Source organism: Ruegeria sp. AM4 (assembly GCF_056540665.1).
On the sequence record NZ_JBQFXD010000001.1, the window covers coordinates 575,308 to 597,762 of the forward strand.

The 22,455-nt window shown below is 57.6% G+C and carries 24 protein-coding genes and 1 tRNA gene; 20 read left to right on the forward strand and 5 right to left on the reverse strand.

Annotation, left to right across the window (positions count from 1 at the left end; translation table 11 throughout):
- Position 1 precedes the first annotated feature (1 nt).
- The 4 genes from ACR0JA_RS02840 to ACR0JA_RS02855 all read left to right on the forward strand — a co-directional run bounded on the left by ACR0JA_RS02840 (position 2) and on the right by ACR0JA_RS02855 (position 5,531).
- A complete protein-coding gene (locus tag ACR0JA_RS02840) occupies positions 2-1,639 on the forward strand; it encodes a sulfatase-like hydrolase/transferase (RefSeq protein WP_480569685.1) in 1,638 nt (545 codons plus the stop codon).
- A 102-nt stretch (positions 1,640-1,741) separates the two neighbouring features.
- Positions 1,742-3,409 (forward strand): sulfatase-like hydrolase/transferase, encoded by a 1,668-nt coding sequence (locus ACR0JA_RS02845; protein ID WP_480569688.1) that lies wholly within the window; start codon positions 1,742-1,744, stop codon positions 3,407-3,409.
- A gap of 45 nt (positions 3,410-3,454) precedes the next feature.
- Entirely contained in the window at positions 3,455-4,699 is a 1,245-nt protein-coding gene (locus tag ACR0JA_RS02850) for a DUF3179 domain-containing (seleno)protein (RefSeq protein ID WP_480569691.1), read from the forward strand.
- Positions 4,700-4,781: 82 nt separating this feature from the next.
- Positions 4,782-5,531, forward strand: a complete 750-nt coding sequence (locus tag ACR0JA_RS02855; protein ID WP_480569694.1) for an outer membrane protein — start codon at positions 4,782-4,784, stop codon at positions 5,529-5,531.
- Positions 5,532-5,643: 112 nt separating this feature from the next.
- On the opposite strand, the gene ACR0JA_RS02860 is transcribed toward ACR0JA_RS02855, so the two are convergent.
- Positions 5,644-5,733, reverse strand: a tRNA-Ser gene (locus ACR0JA_RS02860).
- Between the two features lie 123 nt (positions 5,734-5,856).
- On the opposite strand from ACR0JA_RS02860, the gene ACR0JA_RS02865 reads away from it, so the two are divergent.
- From ACR0JA_RS02865 to ACR0JA_RS02905, 9 genes are all read left to right on the forward strand, one after another.
- Positions 5,857-6,699 (forward strand): DUF2059 domain-containing protein, encoded by an 843-nt coding sequence (locus ACR0JA_RS02865; RefSeq protein ID WP_480569698.1) that lies wholly within the window; start codon positions 5,857-5,859, stop codon positions 6,697-6,699.
- The gene (locus ACR0JA_RS02870; RefSeq protein WP_480569701.1) at positions 6,699-7,508 is read left to right on the forward strand and encodes a DUF2059 domain-containing protein; all 810 of its coding nucleotides are present in this window, start codon (positions 6,699-6,701) and stop codon (positions 7,506-7,508) included. Before ACR0JA_RS02865 ends, ACR0JA_RS02870 begins: the two co-directional genes overlap by 1 nt.
- Positions 7,509-7,713: 205 nt before the next feature.
- A complete protein-coding gene (locus ACR0JA_RS02875) occupies positions 7,714-8,352 on the forward strand; it encodes a 50S ribosomal protein L21 (RefSeq protein ID WP_480569704.1) in 639 nt (212 codons plus the stop codon).
- A gap of 11 nt (positions 8,353-8,363) precedes the next feature.
- Positions 8,364-8,633 (forward strand): 50S ribosomal protein L27, encoded by a 270-nt coding sequence (gene rpmA, locus ACR0JA_RS02880; protein ID WP_010440093.1) that lies wholly within the window; start codon positions 8,364-8,366, stop codon positions 8,631-8,633.
- A 96-nt stretch (positions 8,634-8,729) separates the two neighbouring features.
- Positions 8,730-9,338: a LysE family translocator gene (locus tag ACR0JA_RS02885; protein ID WP_480569707.1), complete on the forward strand. Its 609-nt coding sequence runs from the start codon at positions 8,730-8,732 to the stop codon at positions 9,336-9,338.
- Entirely contained in the window at positions 9,335-9,871 is a 537-nt protein-coding gene (locus ACR0JA_RS02890) for a GNAT family N-acetyltransferase (protein WP_480569710.1), read from the forward strand. The genes ACR0JA_RS02885 and ACR0JA_RS02890 overlap by 4 nt, the downstream gene beginning before the upstream one ends.
- A gap of 37 nt (positions 9,872-9,908) precedes the next feature.
- Positions 9,909-10,943 (forward strand): GTPase ObgE, encoded by a 1,035-nt coding sequence (gene obgE / locus ACR0JA_RS02895; RefSeq protein WP_480569713.1) that lies wholly within the window; start codon positions 9,909-9,911, stop codon positions 10,941-10,943.
- On the forward strand, positions 10,931-12,037 hold the full coding sequence (gene proB / locus ACR0JA_RS02900) for a glutamate 5-kinase (RefSeq protein ID WP_480569715.1): 1,107 nt from the start codon (positions 10,931-10,933) through the stop codon (positions 12,035-12,037). Before obgE ends, proB begins: the two co-directional genes overlap by 13 nt.
- A 40-nt stretch (positions 12,038-12,077) precedes the next feature.
- The gene (locus ACR0JA_RS02905; RefSeq protein WP_480569718.1) at positions 12,078-13,340 is read left to right on the forward strand and encodes a glutamate-5-semialdehyde dehydrogenase; all 1,263 of its coding nucleotides are present in this window, start codon (positions 12,078-12,080) and stop codon (positions 13,338-13,340) included.
- Here the strand turns inward: ACR0JA_RS02905 and ACR0JA_RS02910 are convergent.
- Complete coding sequence (locus ACR0JA_RS02910; RefSeq protein ID WP_480569721.1) at positions 13,337-13,933, reverse strand: histidine phosphotransferase family protein; 597 nt, start codon at positions 13,931-13,933, stop codon at positions 13,337-13,339. The two genes, ACR0JA_RS02905 and ACR0JA_RS02910, sit on opposite strands and share 4 nt — an antisense overlap.
- A 42-nt stretch (positions 13,934-13,975) precedes the next feature.
- Here ACR0JA_RS02910 and ACR0JA_RS02915 point away from each other — a divergent pair, with 42 nt between their 5' ends.
- The 5 genes from ACR0JA_RS02915 to tsf all read left to right on the forward strand — a co-directional run bounded on the left by ACR0JA_RS02915 (position 13,976) and on the right by tsf (position 17,767).
- Positions 13,976-14,158: a DUF3553 domain-containing protein gene (locus ACR0JA_RS02915; protein WP_480569724.1), complete on the forward strand. Its 183-nt coding sequence runs from the start codon at positions 13,976-13,978 to the stop codon at positions 14,156-14,158.
- Positions 14,159-14,260: 102 nt separating this feature from the next.
- Positions 14,261-15,016: an L-ornithine N(alpha)-acyltransferase gene (olsB, locus tag ACR0JA_RS02920; RefSeq protein ID WP_480569727.1), complete on the forward strand. Its 756-nt coding sequence runs from the start codon at positions 14,261-14,263 to the stop codon at positions 15,014-15,016.
- On the forward strand, positions 15,003-15,857 hold the full coding sequence (olsA, locus tag ACR0JA_RS02925) for a lyso-ornithine lipid O-acyltransferase (protein WP_480569730.1): 855 nt from the start codon (positions 15,003-15,005) through the stop codon (positions 15,855-15,857). Before olsB ends, olsA begins: the two co-directional genes overlap by 14 nt.
- 166 nt (positions 15,858-16,023) lie before the next feature.
- Positions 16,024-16,815: a 30S ribosomal protein S2 gene (rpsB, locus tag ACR0JA_RS02930; RefSeq protein ID WP_480569732.1), complete on the forward strand. Its 792-nt coding sequence runs from the start codon at positions 16,024-16,026 to the stop codon at positions 16,813-16,815.
- A 76-nt stretch (positions 16,816-16,891) separates the two neighbouring features.
- Positions 16,892-17,767, forward strand: coding sequence for a translation elongation factor Ts (tsf, locus tag ACR0JA_RS02935; protein WP_480569735.1), 876 nt, complete (start codon positions 16,892-16,894; stop codon positions 17,765-17,767).
- A gap of 355 nt (positions 17,768-18,122) precedes the next feature.
- On the opposite strand, the gene ACR0JA_RS02940 is transcribed toward tsf, so the two are convergent.
- The 3 genes from ACR0JA_RS02940 to ACR0JA_RS02950 form a co-directional block, all read right to left on the reverse strand.
- On the reverse strand, positions 18,123-18,878 hold the full coding sequence (locus ACR0JA_RS02940) for an autoinducer binding domain-containing protein (protein ID WP_480569738.1): 756 nt from the start codon (positions 18,876-18,878) through the stop codon (positions 18,123-18,125).
- Entirely contained in the window at positions 18,875-19,324 is a 450-nt protein-coding gene (gene aroQ, locus ACR0JA_RS02945) for a type II 3-dehydroquinate dehydratase (protein WP_480569741.1), read from the reverse strand. Before aroQ ends, ACR0JA_RS02940 begins: the two co-directional genes overlap by 4 nt.
- A gap of 127 nt (positions 19,325-19,451) precedes the next feature.
- On the reverse strand, positions 19,452-20,453 hold the full coding sequence (locus ACR0JA_RS02950; RefSeq protein ID WP_480569744.1) for an NADPH:quinone oxidoreductase family protein: 1,002 nt from the start codon (positions 20,451-20,453) through the stop codon (positions 19,452-19,454).
- A gap of 116 nt (positions 20,454-20,569) precedes the next feature.
- Between ACR0JA_RS02950 and ACR0JA_RS02955 the strand changes: the two genes are divergently transcribed.
- A complete protein-coding gene (locus ACR0JA_RS02955; protein ID WP_480569746.1) occupies positions 20,570-21,388 on the forward strand; it encodes an SDR family oxidoreductase in 819 nt (272 codons plus the stop codon).
- Between the two features lie 23 nt (positions 21,389-21,411).
- Entirely contained in the window at positions 21,412-22,443 is a 1,032-nt protein-coding gene (locus ACR0JA_RS02960; RefSeq protein ID WP_480569749.1) for a phosphotransferase family protein, read from the forward strand.
- Positions 22,444-22,455 lie beyond the last annotated feature (12 nt).

A 22,455-nucleotide genomic window follows, 5' to 3' on the forward strand; every position in this document is an offset into this window, starting at 1 on the left:
CATGTTGTTAAATCGTATCCTGCCCGCGCTTCTATTGTGTGCGAGTCCAAGTCTGGCTCAGGACAGCCCAATCATTCACGATGGCGAGTTTGAGTATCTACGCGCCCAGTTCGGAGACGCGTGGGATGCGCAAGACGCGGAAATCGACGCCAGACTGGCCGAAATACGCGAAGCGAATGGCGGGAAGCCTCCGAATTTCCTCTATATTCTGATCGACGATATCAGCTTTGGTCACATGGGGGATCGCAAGCTGAACTACGTCACCGGGATCGAAACGCCGAACATCAATCACTTTGCAACCGAGGGGCTGTCGCTGATGCGTATGTATACCGAACCCTCGTGCACGCCGACCCGAACCGCGATGCTGACAGGGCGTCATCCGGTGCGCGCAGGTGTTGAAGAGGTCAAGGTTGCGCTAGTTGGTGAAGGCCTTCCAGCCAGCGAAGTAACTCTCCCCGAAATACTGAAAGAAGTCGGCTATTCGACCACGCATGTTGGCAAGTGGCATCAGGGTGATATCGAAGAAGCCTATCCGCATAATCAGGGTTTCGACTGGGCCGCATTCCCGCTGCATCAACAAGTGCAGCTTAGCCTCATGACCCCCGAGGCGATGCGGTCCAACAACATGTTGGGTTACGTGCCAGAGGGCCAGAACAACCAGTTTCAGATCGATGAACGGTTCAAGCCGTATGGTCTTGTCACAGGCGTTGAGGCCGTCGCCGGCGGAACGGCGTCAGAGGTAGAAATGGCCGCAGGCGAAATCTGGACGCAGGCCAAATATGAAGAGATGAATGAACGATATCAGCGACAGGCACTGGAACAGATCGAACGTGTGGCCGCTGACGATGCGCCGTTTTTCCTGCAGTACTGGCCCTTGTACCCGCTGAACTTCGTCTATGCGGATCAGGCGATATCCCGAAATGGCGGGTTCCACGCTGACAAGCTGCAATTGCTCGACGGTTGGATCGGGGAAGTGCTGGCCAAGCTGGACGAAACCGGTGCGGCTGAGAACACCATCGTCATCGTGATGGCGGATAACGGCCTGATGTATCACTACGAGGGCGTCTCGGGCCTTAATCAGTTGATCTATCGCGGCGGCAAGACGCAGCATCTGGAAGGCGGTGTGCGCACCGATGCGTTTATCCGCTGGCCCGGCGTGATCGAGGCCAACAGCGCCGCCGGCGACATCTTTCACGTCTCGGACATTTACACCACAATGGCACGCATTGCCGGTGCGACAGACTACATCCCTCGTGATCGTGTGATTGACGGCATCGACCAGACGGCACTGCTGTTGAACGGCGAAGGCAATGGGCGGCGCGACTATGTGTATGTCTACGAAGGTCCTGTTCTCAGGTCGGTTGTCAAACAAGAGTTCAAAATGCATCTACCAGCGCCGGGCCAACCGGGCGCGGCAGCCCCGACCTATAACATCTACCGAGACCCGCGCGAGGAACACCCGCTGGTAGGATACTCACTTTGGGCCGGTGCTTCGTTTCAGGACATGATCAAACGTCACCAGAAAACGATCGCAAAATACCCGCATTCCGAGATTGCGAAGGGCATTCCATATGGGGGAATCGACAACCTGCGCCCGGAGTCAGAACTGACCCGCGATGTCTTCATGAGTTGGCAGTAAGGACAAACAACACAAAGCGTAAAAATATGCTAATGTTTCAATGTGAGGGGCTTGGCGCATGAGTTATTGCACGTCGCCCAGCAAAGGGATGAGGGGTTTGGGATGAGGATTTCCAAGGTACTGGTTTTGTCGGCAAGCTGTCTGGCGACTGCCGTGTCGGCTCAGGATGAGCCCATTCAACACGATGCGGAATTCTATATTCTAAAGGCTCAGCACGGCCCGCAATGGGTTCAGGATGATGCCGCAGTAGATGACGCATTGGCTGCGTTCCAAGAAGCCAATAACGGCAATCCTCCCAATATTGTCAGTGTTCTGATCGACGATCTGGGGTTCGGCGACATGGGGATACCGGAGCTGAACGCCGTGCGCGGGTATGAGACGCCAAACATCAACGATTTTTCCGACGAAGCCATGCGCATGGTACGCATGTACACCGAACCGTCTTGCACTCCGACGCGGGTCGCGCAGATGACAGGGCGTTTGCCGGTTCGCATGGGCATGGGGGACACGACGGTCGACATCGCTGGCTTTGGTTTGCCCGCAGACGAGGTGACGCTTGCGGAAGTTCTGAAGCAGGCGGGGTATGCCACAAGCCATGTCGGCAAATGGCATATGGGCGACATTGCCGAAAGCTGGGCGATGAATCAGGGCTTCGACTATGCCCAAATGGCAGTGCATCAGCAGGGGCAGCTGACGATTTTCAACGACGACGCGATCAAGGAACAAGTCTCGGTCGCGATCCGCGACTATGATGACAAATACACGTTGGACGACTGGTTTCGCCCCGATGCCTCGGCGATGATGACGGTGATCGAGGGTGAGGCAGGCGGGCCGATACGCGAAATCCGGATGCAAGAAGGCGAGCGTTGGAACGCTGCCAAATACGATGAAATGAACGAAGCTTTCCAGAACAAGACACTGGAAGAGCTGGAGCGGCTAAGCGGCGGCGCGGAACCGTTCTTCCTGCAATACTGGCCGATGATCCCGCTGGACAACACACGCGCTGGTCGCAGCGGACCCGAAAGCGCCAATGGCGGGCTTTATGTGGACAAGATGCAGCTGCTGGACCAGTGGCTGGGCGATCTGTTTGAGAAGATGGAAACGCTGGGACTGGCCGACAATACGATTGTCATCGTCATGGGCGACAACGGGCACTTTACCAAATACGCACCGCAATCTGGCTTTACGCCGATGATCTATGCTGGCGGCAAGGGCGATACCACCGAAGGTGGCGTGCGCGTGGATGCCTTTATTCGCTGGCCCGGAATGATCGAGGCCGATGGGATGCTGAACAGCATCATCCATGTCTCGGACCTTTACACAACGCTGGCGCGGTTTGCGGGGGCTGATCAGCACATTCCTCGCGACCGTCTGGTGGACGGGGTCGATCAGTCGGCAGCCCTGTTGTTCGCCGATGAATCCAAAGCGCGGCGCGATCACGTGATCATCTATTCGGTCGCAAAGCCCGAGGCGATCGTGAAAGATCAACTCAAGCTCAAACTGCCTGGGCCGGGGGAAAGTGCAATTCTTGCTAAGTTCTTCGATCTTTATAGAGACACCCGCGAGGAATATTCGGTTTCAACAGAAGTTGGTTCTTGGGGTGGGCAGGAGTTCGTACGCATCCTGGGACGCCACAAGGCGCGCAAAGAGAAATTCCCCGATACGCCCCCAGCTTATGGAGTGCCGTATGAGGGGATCGAGAACATACGCCCTGAGACCCAGAAAGCCGTCGAGGCTTTCGCAGTCAAACGCCAAGCGCCACAGCAATAGGACCGTGTTCGCCGGGTTTTAGCTACAGATACTGGGATTGACCGCATGTTTGGAACCATCGTTTTCGCTCTTGGCCTGATGGTCTCGCTAGGGATCGGCTTCGTCTATTTCCGCGACCTCGGGGATGTCTCGCAAATGCTATTGAAGGTTAAGCGCGAGAATATGGTGCGTTTCATCCGCAACGAATATCGCCTGATTGCAGTCGGGCTGGGCGGGTTTGTGGTGGCAACGCTGGCTCATTTTATATTCGGCGGCGCGCCAACCTGGCTGTGGGTCGTATGCGCTGTGCTGGTCGTGTTCCTTTATGGGTTTCCATATGTCTGGGTTCACCTTGGACTCCGCAATCAATTGAATGACGCATATTACGTCTCGATTGATGAGGCGCGGAAATTTGTCGGTCCCACCGCTCCGGTCATCGTCATCGACAACAACGGCCATGCCCGCGCGCATCCCGATGCTCAGATCATGCGGCCGCATCTGGCCGGGGATGCGCAGGGGTTGGGCGGCGAGGACGTGGTAATGACCTATTGCGCCATGGCCAATCTGGGGCAGGGCTATACGCCCCGGATCGAAGGCAAGCGTCTGAACCTCGAGGTTTTGGCCCAGCACGGCAACAACCTGATCCTGCGCGACAACGACACGGGCGAGCCCATTCAGCACATCTATGGCTTTCGCGAGGCCGACCGAGACCCGAACACTGACGGACCTGCCTGTCCGATCCGGCCCGAGGCACAAATGACCCCGTGGCCCACCTATCGAATGACGTTCCGCGGGTTTCAAAAGGCTTTCCCGAATGGCGAGGTCTATCTGAACAGGCCTTCGCCAAATCCGCTGTTGCGACTGTTGGACATGGGGACCGAAATAACTTTTGGCTGGGGCATCGGTCGTCAGCATCAGGAAGACGCGCCGGTCATGGATAACATGGATCGTTCGGACAATCGGCTGCCGAACAAAACCTATGTCTGGGGGATCAGCATCGGGCAAGACGCTGCCTGCTGGACCGATGATTTCGTCGTCGACAACAATTGGATCGTGAATGCCCGCGTCGGCGGGCGCGACGTCGTTGTCAGCCTTGATCCGAAATACGAGAGCCTCGGCGTTTGGTACAATGACAGCGGGCAGCCGGTGTCCCACTGCGATTTCTGGGGAAAGTCTGACCGCGGGCAGTTGCAACGGGTCGAAACCTTGCGGGCTGGGGTTTTCTGGCACGTCTGGTCCGAGTTTTTTCCAAACTCTGACATCAACCGCGTCGGCAACAGCGCAGCGCAATCTGAGGAAACCGCTGCATGAACTGTTTTCGCGCGGCGGAACAAAGGACGTATTCAATGGTTCTGATGAAGCTCAGGGCAATGTATTTTCAGGGAGTTAACTAATGGCTACGGCAACAAAACTTGGAACCGCCTTGGGGTTGGCTTTGACAACCGGGATGGCGACATCCGCATTGGCGCAGCAATCCGACTGGTCTTATGAGGCGTCGATCTATCTGTTTATGCCCGAGACGGACGTCTCGCTGGGAACACCTCGCGGCACGTTGAGCGGGACCCTTAGCTTTTCCGACGCACTCGAAAATCTGGACCTTGCTTTTATGGGGGCCTTTTCCGCCTCGAATGGGCGTTGGCTGGTTTTGGCAGACTACAACTATACCGATTTGTCATTCAGCAACGATACGCCGGGTCCGGCCAGTTCCGGCCTGGAAACCTCGTTCACGGTTCAATACCTGAGCGGCTATGTCGGCTATCGCGTTTACGATGCACCAACCGTTAGCGTCGATCTGGCTGGCGGTTTCAGATGGTTCAGCACCGATACCGAATTTGACCTACGGCCCGATACCGCGCCCGGGCGTCGGACGACCGCAGATGACAGCTGGACCGACCCGGTCATCGGCGCACGCGCTCGCGTGCAGTTTTCGGACAAATGGTCCGGGACCGGGTTTGTTGACTATGGGGGCTTCAGCAGCGACAGCGAAACCTGGCAGGTCTTACTGACCGCAGATTATGCGATCAACGACCGGTGGTTGCTGCGAGGCGGATATCGGTTCATCTCGTTCGATCACGAGATCGACGGCAATGACTTCAAATTCGAACAATCCGGCCCCCTGTTTGGCGCCACCTACCGCTTTTGAACGGGCGTTAGCGCTGAGTTGCCGGCGCTGAAGCGCAAGACGCGCGACTTACTGACGCCGCAAACCGAAATAGCCTCGAATCTGCGCAATAACAGTTTGTTTGGAGTGTTAGTGGCGGAGAGACAGGGATTCGAACCCTGGGTGGGCTTGCACCCACAACGGTTTTCGAGACCGCCCCGTTCGACCACTCCGGCACCTCTCCGCGGGGGTCTGTGAGGGGGGGATTTAGTGAGGATTGGGCAGGGGTGCAAGCAGAAAATTCCCGATTCCGGCCTTGCCGGGATTTTCCATTGCCTGCGGGCGGAAAACACCTAGGCTGACAGGCATGACCTACTTAGCAAACCGTCTGTTTTGGCCGGGCCTGTTAGGCCTGATCGCCGCCTGTCTGACAGCGACCGCCGCCTTATCGTCCAACCGGGACCGGATCGAGGCGTTTTTGACCACAACCGGGTTCGACGTAGCGCTTGAGAGCATCGCGCTGTCCTCGGCCTCGGCCCCAAGGATGTTGGGGATTGATCCCGAAGGTTTTGGTTCGGATTGGGCGCGCCTGACCGAAGAAGTGTTCGATACCGCCGAAATGCACGAGACTGCCGTAGGCATTCTGGAGCAAACTCTCAGCGACGAAGCGTTAGGCCATGCAGTTGAGTTTTATGCCTCGGACCTCGGCCAACGTTTGGTGGTCGCCGAGAACGCCGCGCATATGGACGAGGACGATGCCGCAAGGCAGGAGGAGGGGCAGCGGATTGTCTCGGACCTGATCAAGCAGGGGTCGCAGCGTGTCGAAAGCCTGAAACGGATGAACCGTGCGGTTGATTCAAGCGGCACGTCGCTCAGGGCGTTGCAGGAAATTCAGCTTCGGTTTCTGTTGGCCGCAAGCGCCTCGGGCGTGATCGATTTGCAGTTGGGCGGCGATGAGCTGCGCGAGTTGATGAAGCTGCAAGAGCCTGAGATGCGCCGCGTGTTACAATTGTCCGCTCTGGCAGGAGCTGCGCAGACATATCAGGAGTTCTCTGACGCGGATGTAGACGCCTACGCCACCGCGCTGGAACACCCGCTGATGCAAGAGGTGTATGAACTGCTGAATGCCGTCCAATACGAAATCATGGCAATGCGGTTCGAGGTTCTGGCGGCCCGGATGGCTGAATTGCGACCCGCGCAGGATATCTAATGCGATTACTGGCCCTTGCCATTTCAGGTTTTGCGCTTTGTGCGGCGCCTCTGGCGGCCAATGAACGGGTAGCGCGCCTGATGCAGGCGATGCAGGTGCACGAGGTCATGGCGATCATGGGGCAGGAGGGGCGCGCGCAAGGCGATGAGCTTAACGAAAGCGTACTGAACGGCACCGGGGGCGCCTATTTTCGCGCCCAGGTCGCGGAGATCTACGACCCTGACTGGATGCAAGAGCGGATAACGCGCACCGTCGGAGAAAAAATGGACGACGGCCAGTTGGAAAAAGCCGCCCTGTTCTTCGAAAGCGAATTGGGACAAACAATTGTCGCGCTCGAAAACTCCGCTCGAAACGCCCTGAGGGACGACTCAGTTGACGAATTGGCGCGTGAAACTTACCTGGAATTTGACCGAGACACTGCGTTCTTCAAGCTCATCGACGAATACGTGCAGATCAACGATCTTGTCGATTTGAACGTTCAGGGATCGCTAAGCGCTGACTACAACTTTTATCTCGGCATGTCCTCGGGCCAGGCGTCGCCTGTCGATGCGGATGCCATTCTGAACCAGCTTCTGACCCGGAAACCCCAGTTGGCCGAAGAAACCGAGACCTGGATCTATGCCTTCCTAATCATGGCCTATCAGCCGCTGAGCGAAGCGCAGATGCGCGAGAACATCGCGTTCTCGCGGACCGAAACCGGGCGCGCGCTGAACGAGGCGCTGTTCATCGGGTTTGACGACATGTTAGATGCAATTTCCTATCGCTTGGGTGAGGCCGTCGCCCACGCCATGAACGCTTCGGATTTATGACCCGAAAAGCGGTTGACTTTTGATCGCAATATTTGGATAAGCCCGCATCCCGGCCGGAATCTCCGCGCCGGGTATCGTTATTATTTGACTTCAGGGTTCGCCCGAGGTCGTCACACAGCCCGAAAAGGGCGCGCTGTTCGAGGTGGCTTCGGCCGACAACACCCGATTGGGGACCACAGAACGCGGTTAGACAAAGGAAAGACGCATGTTTGCGGTCCTCAAGACTGGCGGCAAGCAGTACAAGGTTCAGGCGGGCGATGTGCTCCGTGTTGAAAAGCTGGCTGCCGACGCAGGTGAAACAGTTCAATTCAACGATGTTCTGATGCTGGGCGGTGACGCTCCGGTTGTTGGCGCACCTTTCGTTGAAGGCGCAGGCGTACAGGCCGAAGTGATCGAACAGATCAAAGGTGACAAGGTCATCAAATTCGTCAAGCGCCGTCGTAAACACAGCTCGAAGCGTACCGTTGGCCACCGTCAGAAACTGACTCTGGTCAAGATCACCGACATCCTGTCGTCGGGCGCTGACAAATCGGGCATCAAAGCTGCAACCGGTTCGGTTTCTGCGGCGGCTGTCGAAGCGGCTGCGCCCAAGAAAGTACCGGCTAAGAAAGCTGCCAAAGCCGAAGCTCCTGCTGCTGACGCAGGCGCGGACGATCTGAAGAAACTGTCCGGTGTTGGCCCCGCGCTTGAGAAAAAGCTTCTCGAAGCCGGCATCACCACCTTTGCCCAGATCGCGGCATGGACGGATGATGACGTAGCTGCTATGGACGAGAAACTGTCGTTCAAAGGCCGGATCGAGCGTGAAGGCTGGATCGAACAGGCCAAAGAACTGGCTAAAGGCTAAGGAGAGAGAGAATGGCACATAAAAAAGCTGGCGGTTCCTCCCGTAACGGTCGCGACTCAGCAGGTCGCCGCCTTGGCGTGAAACTCTATGGTGGCCAGGCGGCCATCGCGGGCAACATCATCGTACGTCAGCGCGGCACCAAGTTCTGGCCGGGCGAAGGCGTAGGCATGGGCAAGGATCACACCATCTTTGCAACTGTCGATGGCGCCGTTAAGTTCCATAAGGGACTGAAAAACCGCACCTTTATTTCGGTCCTGCCAGTGGCGGAGGCCGCAGAGTAAGCCGAAACCCAGAAGGTTTAAGAAAATTTCATGGGGGACCGGCAGAAAATGCCGGTCCCCTTTCTCGTTTTAACGCAGTTGTGAAGCCACGAAGCAATGACAGTCGCGACCACCAGTTTCCTGATCTTTGCCGCCAGTCAGGTCGGCACGCCGGGACCGGCCAATATGGTCCTGCTGGGTACTGGCGCGCGCTATGGTTTTCGGGCGGCGCTGCCATTTGTGGCGGGCGTCATTCTGGGCAAGCAATTGATCATCTGGCCGGTTGGTTTCGGACTGATGCAGATGGCAGAGCAGGCGCCGATGGTTTTTGCGGTGCTGAAATATGCCTCTGCCGCTTATATTTGCTGGCTTGCTTGGAAGATCGCCAACCTGAGGCTGTCGCGTGAAAGTGCCGGGGGCAAGGTTCCGGGGTTCTGGGCGGGGCTGATCGTGCATCCGCTCAATCCCAAGGCCTGGGCCATGATTATCGCCGGGTTTACCGGCTTTGTCGCCGCAGGGACGTCAAGCTTTAACGCCACGTTAACAATCGCTCTCTGTTTATTGTTTTGCCAAGTGATTCTGCACCCGATCTGGACATTTGCTGGGGATAGAATTGCCCATGCGGTTGAAGGTCGGCCTGCGGAAAAATATCTGATGTGGACGTTAGCGAGTGTCACTGTTGCGTCCGTACTTTTTGTGTTGTTCGGAGGAGGAACGCACTCATGAAACTTGAGACAATAATAAACCAGCCGGTCATCGAAACCGAGCGGTTCGATCTGCGCCCGTTGCGTCGGTCGGATATGGGTCTCATCGAACATTATGCAGGCGATGAGCGCGTTGCGCGTATGACCACGTCGATCCCACATCCGCTGCCGCCCGGCTCGGTCGAGGCGTTTGTGGCACGGTCGATGTCGGAAGACCGGGACGAGGACGTCTGGGCATTGGATGCCACCAAGGATGGCGGTCCGGAGCTGATCGGCTTGATCTCGCTTGAACGGCTGGATCGCAACCAGTCCGAAGTAGGCTATTGGGTCGCGCCAGTCTATTGGAACACAGGTGTTGCATCGCTGGCGGTCGAAGCGTTGGTACTGGCGAACCCGCTTGAAAACTCGACCATGTTTGCCAGCGTGTTTCAGGACAACCCGGCCTCGGCGCGGGTGCTCACGCATTGCGGGTTCCAGTATTTGGGTGATGCCGAAAACTATTCGGTGGCGCGCGATGCGAATGTGCCCACCTGGACGTATAGCAAAAAACTCTGACTTGTGGCCGATGGGGCCTTTGCAGTAGGGGACACTTATGAAATTTCTCGATCTTGCAAAGGTCTACATCCGGTCCGGGGCCGGAGGTAACGGCTGCGTCAGCTTCCGGCGCGAAAAATATATCGAATACGGCGGCCCCGATGGCGGGGACGGTGGCAAAGGCGGGTCTGTCTGGGCCGAGGTTGTGGATGGGCTGAACACCCTGATCGACTTTCGTTATCAGCAGCATTTCTTCGCCAAGAACGGTCAGCCCGGCCGCGGTCAACAGCGCACCGGCAAGGATGGTGACGACATCATCTTGCGCGTGCCCGTCGGCACCGAGGTTCTGGACGAGGACGAAGAGACGGTCATTTGCGATCTCACCGAGGTCGGGCAGCGGTATCTTCTGGCCAAAGGCGGCAATGGCGGCTTTGGCAACCTGCATTTCAAATCCGCGACCAACCAGGCCCCGCGCCGGGCAAACCCGGGGCAGGCGGGCATTGACCGCACCATCTGGCTGCGGCTGAAACTGATTGCGGATGTGGGCCTCTTGGGACTGCCCAATGCCGGGAAGTCTACATTTCTTGCAGCGACGTCCAACGCACGGCCGAAGATCGCAGACTATCCGTTTACCACGTTGCACCCAAATCTGGGTGTTGTTGGTGTAGATAACGTGGAATTTGTCGTGGCTGACATTCCCGGACTGATCGAAGGCGCGCATGAAGGCCGGGGGATCGGGGACCGTTTTCTCGGCCATGTGGAACGCTGCGCGGTTCTGTTGCATCTGGTCGACGGCACATCCGAAACCGTGGCCGAGGACTACCAGACGATCATCACAGAGCTTGAGGCGTATGGCGGGGAACTGGCCGAAAAGCCAAGGCTCACCGTGCTCAACAAGATCGATGCGTTGGATGCAGACGACCTGGCGTTGAAAACGGCCGAGTTGGAAGATGCGGTGGGCGGCCCGGTGATGACCATGTCTGGTGTCGCTCATCAGGGCGTGACTGAGGTACTGCGCAGTTTGCGCGCTCGGATCGACGACGGCCGGGTCCGCCAAAAGCCCTCTGAGGAGGCCCAGCCTTGGCAACCCTGACGTCCGCCAAACGCCTTGTCGTCAAGATCGGGTCGGCGTTGCTGGTCGATCGTGAAACAGGGTTGTTGCGATCGGATTGGTTGCGCTCTTTGGCGCTGGATGTGGCCTGGCTGAAAGGGCAGGGCACAGACGTGATTCTGGTCTCGTCCGGGTCCATCGCCCTGGGCCGAGGCGTGCTGAACCTGCCGATGGAGGCTCTGGCACTCGAACAATCTCAGGCCGCCGCTGCGGTCGGGCAAATTCGACTGGCACGGGCCTATGAAGAGGCTCTGACGCCGCACAAGATCAAGACAGCGCAAGTTCTGGTGACGCTTGAGGATAGCGAAAACCGGCGGCGTTACCTGAATTCGCGCGCAACGCTGGAAACTCTGCTGGGTTTGGATGTGGTGCCGATCGTCAATGAAAACGATACGGTGGCCACGGACGAAATCCGCTATGGGGATAATGATCGCTTGGCGGCACAAATCGCGGTAACGGTCGGCGCCGATCAGCTGGTGCTGCTTTCGGATGTCGACGGTTTCTACACCGGCAATCCGAACGAGGACAGCACCGCGACCCGCTATGATGTGATCCGCGAGATCACGCCCGAGATCGAAGCGATGGCGGGCGATGCGGGCTCTGGCTTGTCAAAGGGCGGTATGAAGACCAAGCTGTTGGCCGCCAAGATGGCAACAGCAGCAGGGTGTGACATGGCAATTACCGAAGGGTCGATCCTGAACCCTTTGAAATCGCTGGAAAATGGCGCGAACAGCACCTGGTTTACGGCGACGCTGGACCCACATGCGGCACGCAAACGCTGGATCTCGGCCATGAAACCGCGTGGTGAAATAGTCGTCGATAACGGCGCGGCACGGGCTCTGGCAAACGGCAAGAGCTTGCTGCCAGCGGGGATCGTCAAGGTCACCGGAGATTTCGGTCGCGGCGATCCTGTTGCTATTCTGGATCCTGAAGCACGGCGGCTGGCGCAGGGCCTGAGCCGTTATACCGCGCAGGAGGCGGACGCGATCAAGGGGCGCAAATCCTCGGAAATCGAGGCGACGCTGGGTTATCCGGGCCGGGCTGCGCTGATCCACCGGGACGATCTGGCGCTGTGACGGCGTGATTTGATAAGTTGGAACAAGAAAGGCAGATGAGATGAAGGACTTTGACACCATTCCCGCCCTGATGGCCGATCTTGGGAAGCGGGCCAAGGCTGCGTCTCAGGACCTTGCTTTTGCGACTGCAGAACGCAAACACGCCGCGCTGATTGCTGCGGCTGAGGCCGTGTGGACCAACCGCACCCAGATCATTGAGGCCAACAAAAAAGACCTGGAGTTCGGCCGCGAAAAGGGCCTGAGCCCGGCGATGATGGACCGGCTGATGCTGGACGAAGCGCGCGTTCAGGGCATGGTCGATGGGCTGCGCACAGTTGCCGATCAGGCAGACCCCGTGGGCGAAGTTCTTGCCGAATGGGACATGGCCTCGGGGTTGAATATCCAGCGGGTCCGCACTCCGCTCGGTGTCATTGGCGTGATTTACGAAAGCCGCCCGAACGTGACAGCCGATGCGGGGGCGCTGTGTTTGAAATCCGGCAATGCCGTGATACTGCGCGGCGGGTCCGAGAGCTTTCATTCCTCCACGGAAATCCACGCCTGTCTGGTCGAGGGGCTGAAGGCTGCGAACCTGCCCGAAGATGCGATCCAACTGGTTCCGACCCGCGATCGTGCAGCGGTTCAGGAGTTGCTGACCATGACGGATTACGTGGACGTGATCGTACCGCGCGGCGGTAAGGGCCTTGTGGGGCTGGTCCAGCGCGAGGCACGCGTGCCGGTGTTCGCGCATCTTGAAGGGATCGTGCATATCTACGTCGACAAGGACGCTGATCCGCAGAAAACGCTGGACGTGGTGCTGAATGCCAAGACGCGTCGCACCGGTATCTGCGGGGCCGCCGAATGCCTGCTGATCCATCAGGATATCGCTGACACGCTGGGGCGCGATCTGATCGCAGCACTTATTGCGGCCGGCGTTGAGGTACATGCCAATGGTACATTGGCGGTGGAAGGAAGCCACGCGGCCACTGAAGCGGATTGGGGCAAGGAATTCCTCGACAGCATCATTGCCGCCAAACCCGTCGCTGATATCGACGAGGCGATCGCGCATATCCGTCAGTATGGCTCGAATCACACCGATTGCATCATGACCGAAGACCCCGCAGCAGCGGCCCGGTTTTTTGAGCGTCTGGACAGCGCAATTCTGATGCACAACGCCTCGACCCAATTCGCGGATGGCGGAGAGTTCGGAATGGGGGCAGAGATCGGAATCGCTACCGGCAAAATGCATGCGCGCGGCCCGGTTGGCGCCGCGCAGCTGACAAGTTTCAAGTACCTTGTGCGGGGAAACGGAACGATCCGAGATTAGAACCGAAGAACAACGCGGGTTGGGGCCGTTTCAGCTGCAACCCGCCGCCCGAGTGCGCTTGCAGCCTGCGGCAGTAACGCAAACTGGACCTGAGCGGGCGTGATCTTTTGGGGAAACCGGCCTGTGGTCACGTTTTTCCACAAATCGCCATCAATATTCAACTTGCCTGCGTTACCGGTGACGACCCAACCATCGCCCTGCGCCTCGACACTGGCCTGACCGCCCATGGGCATGGCGTTTTCGCAGCACATTAGCGCCAGAAACACCAACTTTACCTGATCACGCGGAATGGCTTCGCTCAGCGGCCAAACCACGCGCAAACGCCCGGCCTTTTCAACGTCTTGCAACAGGCCGTTAACCTCGGTCCGCCCCAGCGGCTGATCGCTTGCCGCCCCGAAAGCCACGCGAAAGAACCGGATTTTGGCTGCGGCGCTTGCCACACTGCCGGTGATCAGGTCCATCTCGGGGCCTTGCATCGACCCCACCATCTCCAACAGTTCCAATCCGTTGGTAATCGCCCCGATAGGGCTGATCAGGTCGTGACAAATCCGGGACCCGACCAGCTCGGTCAGGTTGACGTCTGTGCCGCCCATGCGTACCTCCTGCTGCATCTGCCGCCGGACCGGAGCCCATGCATGACAGACCTCAATGCCATTCTTGCACCGGGCATGTATGTCCGCCACCCGGATTTCCCCGACTGGGGCGTCGGACAGGTCCAGTCCAACATCGCAGGTAAGATCACCGTTAACTTTCGCGAGCAGGGGAAAGTGGTGATTGACGGGACACGCATTGCCCTGGTGCCGGTCTTTGATCCGTGAAACTGGTTTAGGAAAGGTTAACAACCTTGACCAGAGTCGAGTTGTTGCCTTGCCCCGGAAATCTGGGGTATCAGCGCACGACACGAACAACGGACAACCCGAATGCCCGACCCAGGCCCATCCTTCACTATAAAGCTCGCCGAAACCGACGCTGAACTCAAAGCCGCGCAACGGTTGCGCTATGACGTGTTTGTGCGCGAGTTGGGCGGCGGTGGAGAGATGGTTGATCACGAGGCAGGTCTGGAACAGGACCGGTTCGATCCGGTGTTCGATCACATGCTGGCCTATGACGACGCTACTGGCGAAGTCATCGGTGTTTACAGGCTGTTACCGGGCGAACGTGCAGCGGAAATTGGACAGTTTTACTCTGAGGACGAGTACGATCTGACGATTCTGAAACAATCCGGGCGCAAACTGCTGGAGCTTGGCCGATCCTGCCTGCACCCGGATTATCGCGGTGGCACGGCGATGTATCACCTGTGGAACGGGCTGGCGGCCTATGTCGCAGAACGCCAGATCGAGGTGTTGTTTGGTGTGGCCAGTTTCCACGGCACCGATGTGCAGGCGCTGGCGCAACCGCTGTCGATGCTGCACCACAATCATCTGGCCCCTTCCGACCTGAGGGTCCGCGCGCAGCCCGACGTGTTTCAAAGCATGGATATCGTAGCGCCCGAAAACCTGGATCGTCGCGCCGCGATGGTGCAGGTGCCCGCGCTGATCAAGGCCTATTTGCGGCTTGGTGGGTTCGTAGGCGAGGGCGCTTTCATCGACCACGCCTTCAACACAACTGATGTTTGCCTGATCCTGGACACCAAACGCATGAACGAACGGCAACGGCGCATTTATGGCGGAGCGTAACGCTGTGAGTCAGTCATCTTGGCAGAGCGACGAAGCGCCCGATCCCATCGAACTGGGCTTCTTAGGGTGGTTGCTTGTCTTCCTGCGCGGTATTCCTTTGGCGACGCTTGTCTTTGGCGGGCTGTTTATCCTGTTGCTTATCCGGCTGGTCGAACGTCCTTTCTTTGGCGTGCGTCGTCCGATTACCCCTTTCATTGCGCAATTTGTGTGTCGGAACGCTTTTCGCATTTTGGGCATTGTCTTCCGAACCTCTGGCGAGTTGATGCGGGAACGCGGGGCCGTGGTTGCGAACCACACATCCTGGCTGGATATCTTCGCGCTCAATTCGCGAAAACGGGTTTATTTCGTTTCCAAAGCCGAAGTGGCGAACTGGCCCGGCATCGGCTGGCTGGCCCGTGCAACAGGAACCGTGTTCATCGAACGGAACCCCAAAAAGGCGCAAGAACAAACCCGCATATTCGAAGAGCGGCTGAAAGCCGGGCACAAGCTGTTGTTCTTTCCCGAGGGAACGTCGACCGACGGATTGCGTGTTTTACCTTTTAAAACAACACTTTTCGCCGCGTTCTTTGCAAGAGAGTTGCGCGATTTCATGTATGTGCAGCCGGTTTCGGTTGTTTTTCACGCGCCTGAAGGGCAACCGGATCGGTTCTACGGATGGTGGGGTGATATGGATTTCGGGCCGCATCTTTTGAAAACCCTGGGCGCACGCAAGCAGGGCTCGGTCGAGTTGATTTACCACGCGCCGGCCAAGGTCAGCGACTTTGCGAACCGCAAGGCGCTGGCCGCGCATTGCGAACAGGCCGTACGCCACGCTCATTCGCTCGCGCGGCTTGAAAAATAAGGGCATTAGGCCCTTGCGCAATAGGAAAACCTGCCGTATACGCGCGCCATTCAAACCCGCAGGCGGGGTTTGGGCTTTGTAGGGGAGACATCCCTATCTGGCCCGCCGGTTGGAGCATCCGCTTCTTTCACCCCCGCCGAGGCGTAAACCGGAAAAGGAAAATAGCATGGCTCTTCCCGAGTTCACCATGCGTCAGCTGTTGGAAGCTGGCGTTCACTTTGGTCACCAGACACAGCGTTGGAACCCCCGCATGGGCCCGTTCATCTACGGCTCGCGCAATGGCATCCACATCATGGACCTGACCCAGACCGTTCCGATGCTGGACCAGGCTCTGCAGGCCGTTCGTGACACCGTTGCAAAGGGTGGCCGCGTTCTGTTCGTTGGTACCAAGCGTCAGGCAGCCGGCCCGATCGCAGAAGCTGCTGAAAAGTCGGCTCAGTACTACATGAACCACCGCTGGCTGGGCGGCACGCTGACCAACTGGAAAACCGTTTCCCAGTCGATCAACCGTCTGAACCAAATCGACGAAGCGATGGAATCGGGTGCCGAAGGCCTGACCAAGAAAGAGCGTCTGGGCATGGAACGTGACCAGGGCAAACTGCAGGCATCGCTGGGCGGTATCCGCGAGATGGGCGGCGTTCCTGATCTGCTGTTCGTCATCGACGTCAAAAAAGAAGCGCTGGCGATCGCAGAAGCCAACAAGCTGGGTATCCCGGTTGTGGCTGTTGTCGACACCAACTGCTCGCCCGACGGTGTTGATTACATCATCCCCGGCAACGACGACGCAGCCCGTGCAATCGCTCTGTACTGTGACCTGGCCGCACGTGCTGCTCTGGACGGTATGACCGCTCAGATGGGTGCTGCTGGCGTTGATCTGGGTGCGTTCGAAGAAGCTCCGGTTGAAGAAGCCGTTGCAGAAGAAGCCCCCGCCGAAGCAGAAACACCAGCCGAAGCGTAAGCTGCCCGTCACGTAAATGACATATGGGGCAGGGTAGACCTGCCCCAATTCCGTTTGAATTGAGGAGAGCCTAAAGATGGCAATCACAGCAGCAATGGTTAAAGAACTGCGCGACGCAACCGGCGCAGGCATGATGGACGCAAAGAAGGCACTGACCGAGACCGAAGGCAACATGGACGAAGCCGTTGATTGGCTGCGCACCAAAGGTCTGGCCAAAGCGGCCAAGAAATCGGGCCGTACCGCAGCCGAAGGTCTGGTTGCTGTTCACGTAAATGGCGGCAACGGTGTTGCTGTCGAAGTGAACTCGGAAACCGACTTTGTCGCCAAGAACGCTGAATTCCAGGAAATGGTCGGCAAGATCACCTATGCAGCCGAAGGCGTCGACGATGTCGAGGCTCTGCTGGCGGCTGATCTGGGCGGTAAAAACGTTGCAGACACCCTGACCGACAAAATCGCCACCATCGGTGAAAACATGTCGGTGCGCCGCATGTCGAAACTGTCGGGCGACACCGTTGTGTCCTACGTCCACAATGCAGCCACCAATGGCATGGGCAAGATCGGCGTTCTGGTCGCTCTGTCGGGCGGTGACGAAGCGATTGGCAAGCAGGTTGCGATGCACATCGCAGCTGTAAACCCGGCGGCTCTGTCCGAGGCGGACATGGACCCGGCCGTTGTCGAGAAAGAAAAACAGGTTCAGATGGACATCGCCCGCGAATCCGGCAAGCCGGAGCAGGTGATCGAGAAGATGATCGAGGGCCGCATGAAGAAATTCGTCGCAGAATCGACTCTTTTGAACCAGCAATTTGTCGTGAATCCTGACCTGACCGTTGAAGCGGCAGCCAAGGAAGCAGGCGCGACCATCACCGGATTCGTCCGCATGGAAGTTGGCGAAGGCATCGTTGTCGAAAAAGAAGACTTCGCAGCAGAAGTTGCCAAAGCCGCCCAAGGCTAAGACAAAGTCACGACCCCCAGTGGGTCGTGAACGCTCAGCCGGTCACGGAAACGTGGCCGGTTTTTTTGTTTTTTGTCAAACGACTTGAACGATTTTAGGACGTATTGAAATGAGGGACCCCGCATGATGGGGATGGACAGGGTCCCTCAAATTTCCGACTGACAGACGCGGACGAATAGACGCCTCTCATTCAGAGTGACCGGAGAGCTTTGGTATTGCAAAGATCCAATCAAATCGTTCCCTGGCTAAAGCCACCACTCACGGAACAGTATCAATTTGCGATTTTTTGCGCGGAAAGGGAAGTAATGTTTTCCTTACCTATGGTAAACTGACGCAATTTAGCGTCAAAAAACCGTTACGCTTCCATGACAAACATCTGATTCTGCAGTGATGCCTTCAACACGGCCTGCGCCGTGGTTTCGACGCTCAGAGCTTCACGTGCAAGGCGCAGATGCTTTTCAACGGTGGCAGCAGTCAGCCCCATCAGCAGCGCGATATCCTGCGTCGTCTTGCCGTCGCCGACCCATTGCAGCGCCTCGCGTTGCCGCTTGGTCAGGGCGCGGTTTGGCGCACTGTATGGCAGCGTCAGGATCTTCAAATGCGCCATGTTGTTCATGAGCAGGATGTCTTCTCCGTGCGCGTCCCAGACAGCGTCAATTTCGTCCTGGGTACGACCACCGATACAGGCCATCGAGATCGCGCCCTTGGATCGCACGGAAACCGAGTTGAAACTGACCGTGAATCCAACGGTTATGTTTTTGGATCTGTTGAATTCATATACTTGTCGTTCCTGCTCGGTCATGGTGCCGGTCGACATCATCTCTTGGATCATTCGCCAACTGGCCGCGCCCTCATTTTGAAGCGCCCATTTCAGCATGGGCGCATGGAAATACAGGCCGGAATGCAGGAACCCGTTCAAATAGTCGTTGCAGTGGTTGGTCAGGATCACAAAGTCTTCGGGGTCCCCCAAAGACGTTTCTGTACGGTATTGCGTGTGACCGTACAGAAGGCGGTCGAACCCGTATTTCGCCATTTGGCGACAGTGGGCATCCCAAAGCTCTTCCAGGGTTTTGGTGTAGCTGATGAAGTTGAGGTATTCGTTCAAGTTCAAACGGTATCCTCCCCAGAAAGATGGTCTGCAAGCGCGTCCATGGCCAGGACGTAAACCTGTCCACCGAACCCGCAGATTTGTCCGATGCAGACGGGCGCGATATACGAGTGATGGCGAAACGTTTCGCGCGCATGAATGTTTGACAGATGGACTTCGACTACGGGCAGGTTTACCGCCGCGATCGCGTCCCTTAGGGCCACGGAAGTGTGGGTATAAGCGCCGGCATTCAAAACGATCCCGTCCTGCGTGCCACGCGCCGCATGGATCGCGTCGATCAGCGCACCTTCGTGATTGGATTGCACATGCGTCACGGTCTGACCCTGCGCCTCGCCGTGCGAGACACAGCGATCCACGATCATGTCCAGCGTCGTATGGCCGTAGACCTCGGGCTGCCTGGTGCCCAAAAGGTTCAAGTTCGGGCCGTTCAGAACCAATATTCTCGTCATCTTCAATCCATCCCCGTTACGTTGTGATAAACCCGAAACGAGGGGGCGTCCACCCGACTATTTGTTCACGAAACAAAGTTTCGCCGAGAATGTTCTGCGATTGCATCAAGTGAGATTGTTCCAGTACTCAGGGCGCTCCCATCGTGACCACGACTTTGCCCAGGACCGAGCGTTCTTCGAGCAATCTCAACGCTTCACCGGCGCGTTCCAATGGGAACCTTGCGCTGATCCGGGGCCTGATTTTCCCGGCCCGGTACATCGCAATAAGCTCGGCCATGTTCGCGGCGTGCCCTTTGGGATTCCGAAACACCGACGCGCCCCAGAATACGCCGACGATCTGGCACCCTTTGAGCAATGTCAGGTTCAGAGGGATACTGGGAATGCCAGCGGGAAAACCGACCACTAGAAACCGTCCGTTCCACGCCATCGCGCGCAACGCCGGTTCTGCATAATCGCCACCGACCGCATCATACACAACGTCCACGCCGTCGCCGCCTGCAATCTGCTTGATGGCTTTCGAAAGGGATTTCTGAGCGTCACGGTCCAACGCGCGCGGGTAAATAATCGTTTCATCTGCACCGATATCTTTACAGAACGCGGCCTTGTCGTCGGACGACACCGCGGCGATTACCCGCGCACCTGCGGCCTTCGCCAGTTCGATCGCAGCTGACCCGACACCTCCGGCGGCCCCGAGAATCAGCACTGTCTCACCGGGTTTCAGATCGGCTCTGTCCTTGAGCGCGTGATACGATGTGCCGTAGGTAAAGATGAAGCAGGCCGCCTCTTCATAGGGCATTTCATCTGGGATTTTCACTGCAGTGTCGGCCTTCAGCGTCAAATGAGTGGAAAATCCTCCTTGCCCGACCAATGCAAGCACCCGATCGCCCGCTGAAAAGTGCCGAACTTTTTCACCAACTGCGATCACGTCGCCCGAAACCTCGCCGCCGGGGGCAAAGGGGCGGGGTGGCTTCATCTGATAGAGATCGCGGATCATCAGCCCATCAGGAAAATTCACGCCCGCAGCACGGACGCGCAACAGGATCTCGTCCGGCGCGGGCACTGGGTCGGGCAGGGTGGTCAGCTCTAATGTATCGGGACCGCCTTTTGTGACGCTGAGTAATGTCTGCATGTGCCCATTGCCTCTTGCTTTGCCAGATGTGAAGTCGTTGGATTGCAGGCAACCGTTGTCAAAAGACATGCCAGATGCAACCCCTTGGACAAGGTGCCTGGGGGTTAGGAGAACCCATGACGCCCGAATCCCTGTTTTCGTTGCCCGGAAAAACCGCCCTCGTGACCGGAGGTGCAACCGGGATCGGCCGGATGGCGGCCGAAGCGCTTGTACGCGCAGGGGCTCATGTTCTGATTGCATCGCGCAAGTCGGATGCGTGCAAAGCGGTTGCCACCGAGCTGAATGCGCTGGATGCGCCGGGGACTGCGGAGGGTTTCGCGGGTGATGTGAGTACGGAAAGCGGCGTAGATGCGCTGGTTGAAGACGTCAGAAGCCGTACGCAATCTCTTGATATTCTTATGAACAATGCCGGAATCGCTTGGGGCGCGCCGCTCGGGCAATTTCCGCACGCGGCATGGGACAAGGTCATGTCAGTGAACGTTTCAGGCGGTTTTGACCTGACCCAGAAATTGCTGCCTTTGCTCACGAAATCAGCGACGGATGACGACCCGGCCCGCGTTGTAAATGTGGGCTCTGTCATGGGCGAGGTGCCAATGGGCGATGGCGCATACAGCTATTCGGCGTCCAAAGCAGCCGTTTTGCATCTGACCAAGATCATGGCGAAGGAACTCGCGGGGCGGCGGGTCACGGTCAACGCGCTCGCGCCTGGCCCGTTTGTGTCCCGGATGACGGAATTTGCAACAGGCGACGCGGACAAACGTGACAGGGTCGGGCAATCTGTTCCGCTCGGTCGCGTTGGACGACCCGAAGACATCGCAGGTTGCCTGCTGTTTCTTTGCGGTCGTGGCGGAAGCTATGTTACCGGTGCGGTCATTCCGGTTTCCGGCGGAATCAACGTTCAGACCGGCGGCGATATTTTTGCTGCGGCGAACTGAGCGTTTCCGAGAAGGGTTGAGCCGTGGAACACGAAAAACAATCATTTAGTATCAGCGATGTAAAAGAGTATCTTGATGCTCATCTCGAAGGGTTTTCTGGCCCGCTTGAGGTTCATAAATTCGCTGTAGGACAATCAAACCCGACCTATCTTTTGCAGACACCGGATCAATCCTACGTGCTGCGGCGCAAACCGCCGGGTGTACTTTTGAAGTCCGCTCATGCGGTAGATCGCGAATATCGGGTACAATCCGCACTGGCTGGAAGCAATGTGCCGGTACCCGAAATGTACCTGTTGTGCGAGGACGACTCGGTCATCGGCTCCGATTTCTATGTGATGGAATATCGCGAGGGCCGGGGCTTTACCGATCCAACCATGTCGGGCGAAAGCAACGCGACACGCACCGGCATCTTAGACGAAATGAACCGGGTTCTGGCCGAGCTGCACTTGGTGGACATTGACACCGTCGGTCTGTCTGACTTTGGGCCGCCGGGCAACTATTTCGAGCGCCAGATTTCCCGTTGGACCGGACAGTACAGGGCTTCGGAAACCGAAAACGTCAAGGAAATGAACCTCTTGATTGAACAGCTTGAGGTTCAGCTGCCTGCCGATGACGGACAGCGGACACTGGTTCACGGGGATTATCGGATCGACAACCTTCTGTTTGCCAAAGACGGAACAGACTGTGTTGCGGTCCTCGATTGGGAATTGTCCACGATCGGCCATCCCTACGCGGATCTCGCTGCCGTCATCATGCAGTGGCAGTTGCCTCCGGGGAACGAGGGCCGTGGTCTGGCGGGTGTTGATCGCGATGCGCTTGGGTTGCCGTCGGATCGGGCGTTCATCGAGCAATATTGCGCGCGTACCGGTCGTGCGGGGATAGAGAATTTCGGCTTTTATCTTGCGTTCAATTTCTTCCGGATGGCTGCGATCTTGCAAGGAGTTTACAAACGGTCGCTGGACGGCAACGCGTCGGACCCGGTCCGGGCCCAGGCCTTTGGAGCTTACGTTCCGGTATTCGCCCGGCACGGATTAGACGCGTTGGGTCATTCCTAAGCTCGGCGGAAA

Excerpts from the sequence above, each read along its gene's own strand:
- ACR0JA_RS02840 (WP_480569685.1), top strand. The coding sequence starts at position 2 with ATGTTGTTAAATCGTATCCTGCCCGCGCTTCTATTGTGTGCGAGTCCA.
- ACR0JA_RS02845 (WP_480569688.1), top strand. The coding sequence starts at position 1,742 with ATGAGGATTTCCAAGGTACTGGTTTTGTCGGCAAGCTGTCTGGCGACT.
- ACR0JA_RS02850 (WP_480569691.1), top strand. The coding sequence starts at position 3,455 with ATGTTTGGAACCATCGTTTTCGCTCTTGGCCTGATGGTCTCGCTAGGG.
- ACR0JA_RS02855 (WP_480569694.1), top strand. The coding sequence starts at position 4,782 with ATGGCTACGGCAACAAAACTTGGAACCGCCTTGGGGTTGGCTTTGACA.
- ACR0JA_RS02865 (WP_480569698.1), top strand. The coding sequence starts at position 5,857 with ATGACCTACTTAGCAAACCGTCTGTTTTGGCCGGGCCTGTTAGGCCTG.
- ACR0JA_RS02870 (WP_480569701.1), top strand. The coding sequence starts at position 6,699 with ATGCGATTACTGGCCCTTGCCATTTCAGGTTTTGCGCTTTGTGCGGCG.
- ACR0JA_RS02875 (WP_480569704.1), top strand. The coding sequence starts at position 7,714 with ATGTTTGCGGTCCTCAAGACTGGCGGCAAGCAGTACAAGGTTCAGGCG.
- rpmA (WP_010440093.1), top strand. The coding sequence starts at position 8,364 with ATGGCACATAAAAAAGCTGGCGGTTCCTCCCGTAACGGTCGCGACTCA.
- ACR0JA_RS02885 (WP_480569707.1), top strand. The coding sequence starts at position 8,730 with ATGACAGTCGCGACCACCAGTTTCCTGATCTTTGCCGCCAGTCAGGTC.
- ACR0JA_RS02890 (WP_480569710.1), top strand. The coding sequence starts at position 9,335 with ATGAAACTTGAGACAATAATAAACCAGCCGGTCATCGAAACCGAGCGG.
- obgE (WP_480569713.1), top strand. The coding sequence starts at position 9,909 with ATGAAATTTCTCGATCTTGCAAAGGTCTACATCCGGTCCGGGGCCGGA.
- ACR0JA_RS02905 (WP_480569718.1), top strand. The coding sequence starts at position 12,078 with ATGAAGGACTTTGACACCATTCCCGCCCTGATGGCCGATCTTGGGAAG.
- ACR0JA_RS02910 (WP_480569721.1), bottom strand. The coding sequence starts at position 13,933 with ATGGGCGGCACAGACGTCAACCTGACCGAGCTGGTCGGGTCCCGGATT.
- ACR0JA_RS02915 (WP_480569724.1), top strand. The coding sequence starts at position 13,976 with ATGACAGACCTCAATGCCATTCTTGCACCGGGCATGTATGTCCGCCAC.
- olsB (WP_480569727.1), top strand. The coding sequence starts at position 14,261 with ATGCCCGACCCAGGCCCATCCTTCACTATAAAGCTCGCCGAAACCGAC.
- olsA (WP_480569730.1), top strand. The coding sequence starts at position 15,003 with ATGGCGGAGCGTAACGCTGTGAGTCAGTCATCTTGGCAGAGCGACGAA.
- rpsB (WP_480569732.1), top strand. The coding sequence starts at position 16,024 with ATGGCTCTTCCCGAGTTCACCATGCGTCAGCTGTTGGAAGCTGGCGTT.
- tsf (WP_480569735.1), top strand. The coding sequence starts at position 16,892 with ATGGCAATCACAGCAGCAATGGTTAAAGAACTGCGCGACGCAACCGGC.
- aroQ (WP_480569741.1), bottom strand. The coding sequence starts at position 19,324 with ATGACGAGAATATTGGTTCTGAACGGCCCGAACTTGAACCTTTTGGGC.
- ACR0JA_RS02950 (WP_480569744.1), bottom strand. The coding sequence starts at position 20,453 with ATGCAGACATTACTCAGCGTCACAAAAGGCGGTCCCGATACATTAGAG.
- ACR0JA_RS02955 (WP_480569746.1), top strand. The coding sequence starts at position 20,570 with ATGACGCCCGAATCCCTGTTTTCGTTGCCCGGAAAAACCGCCCTCGTG.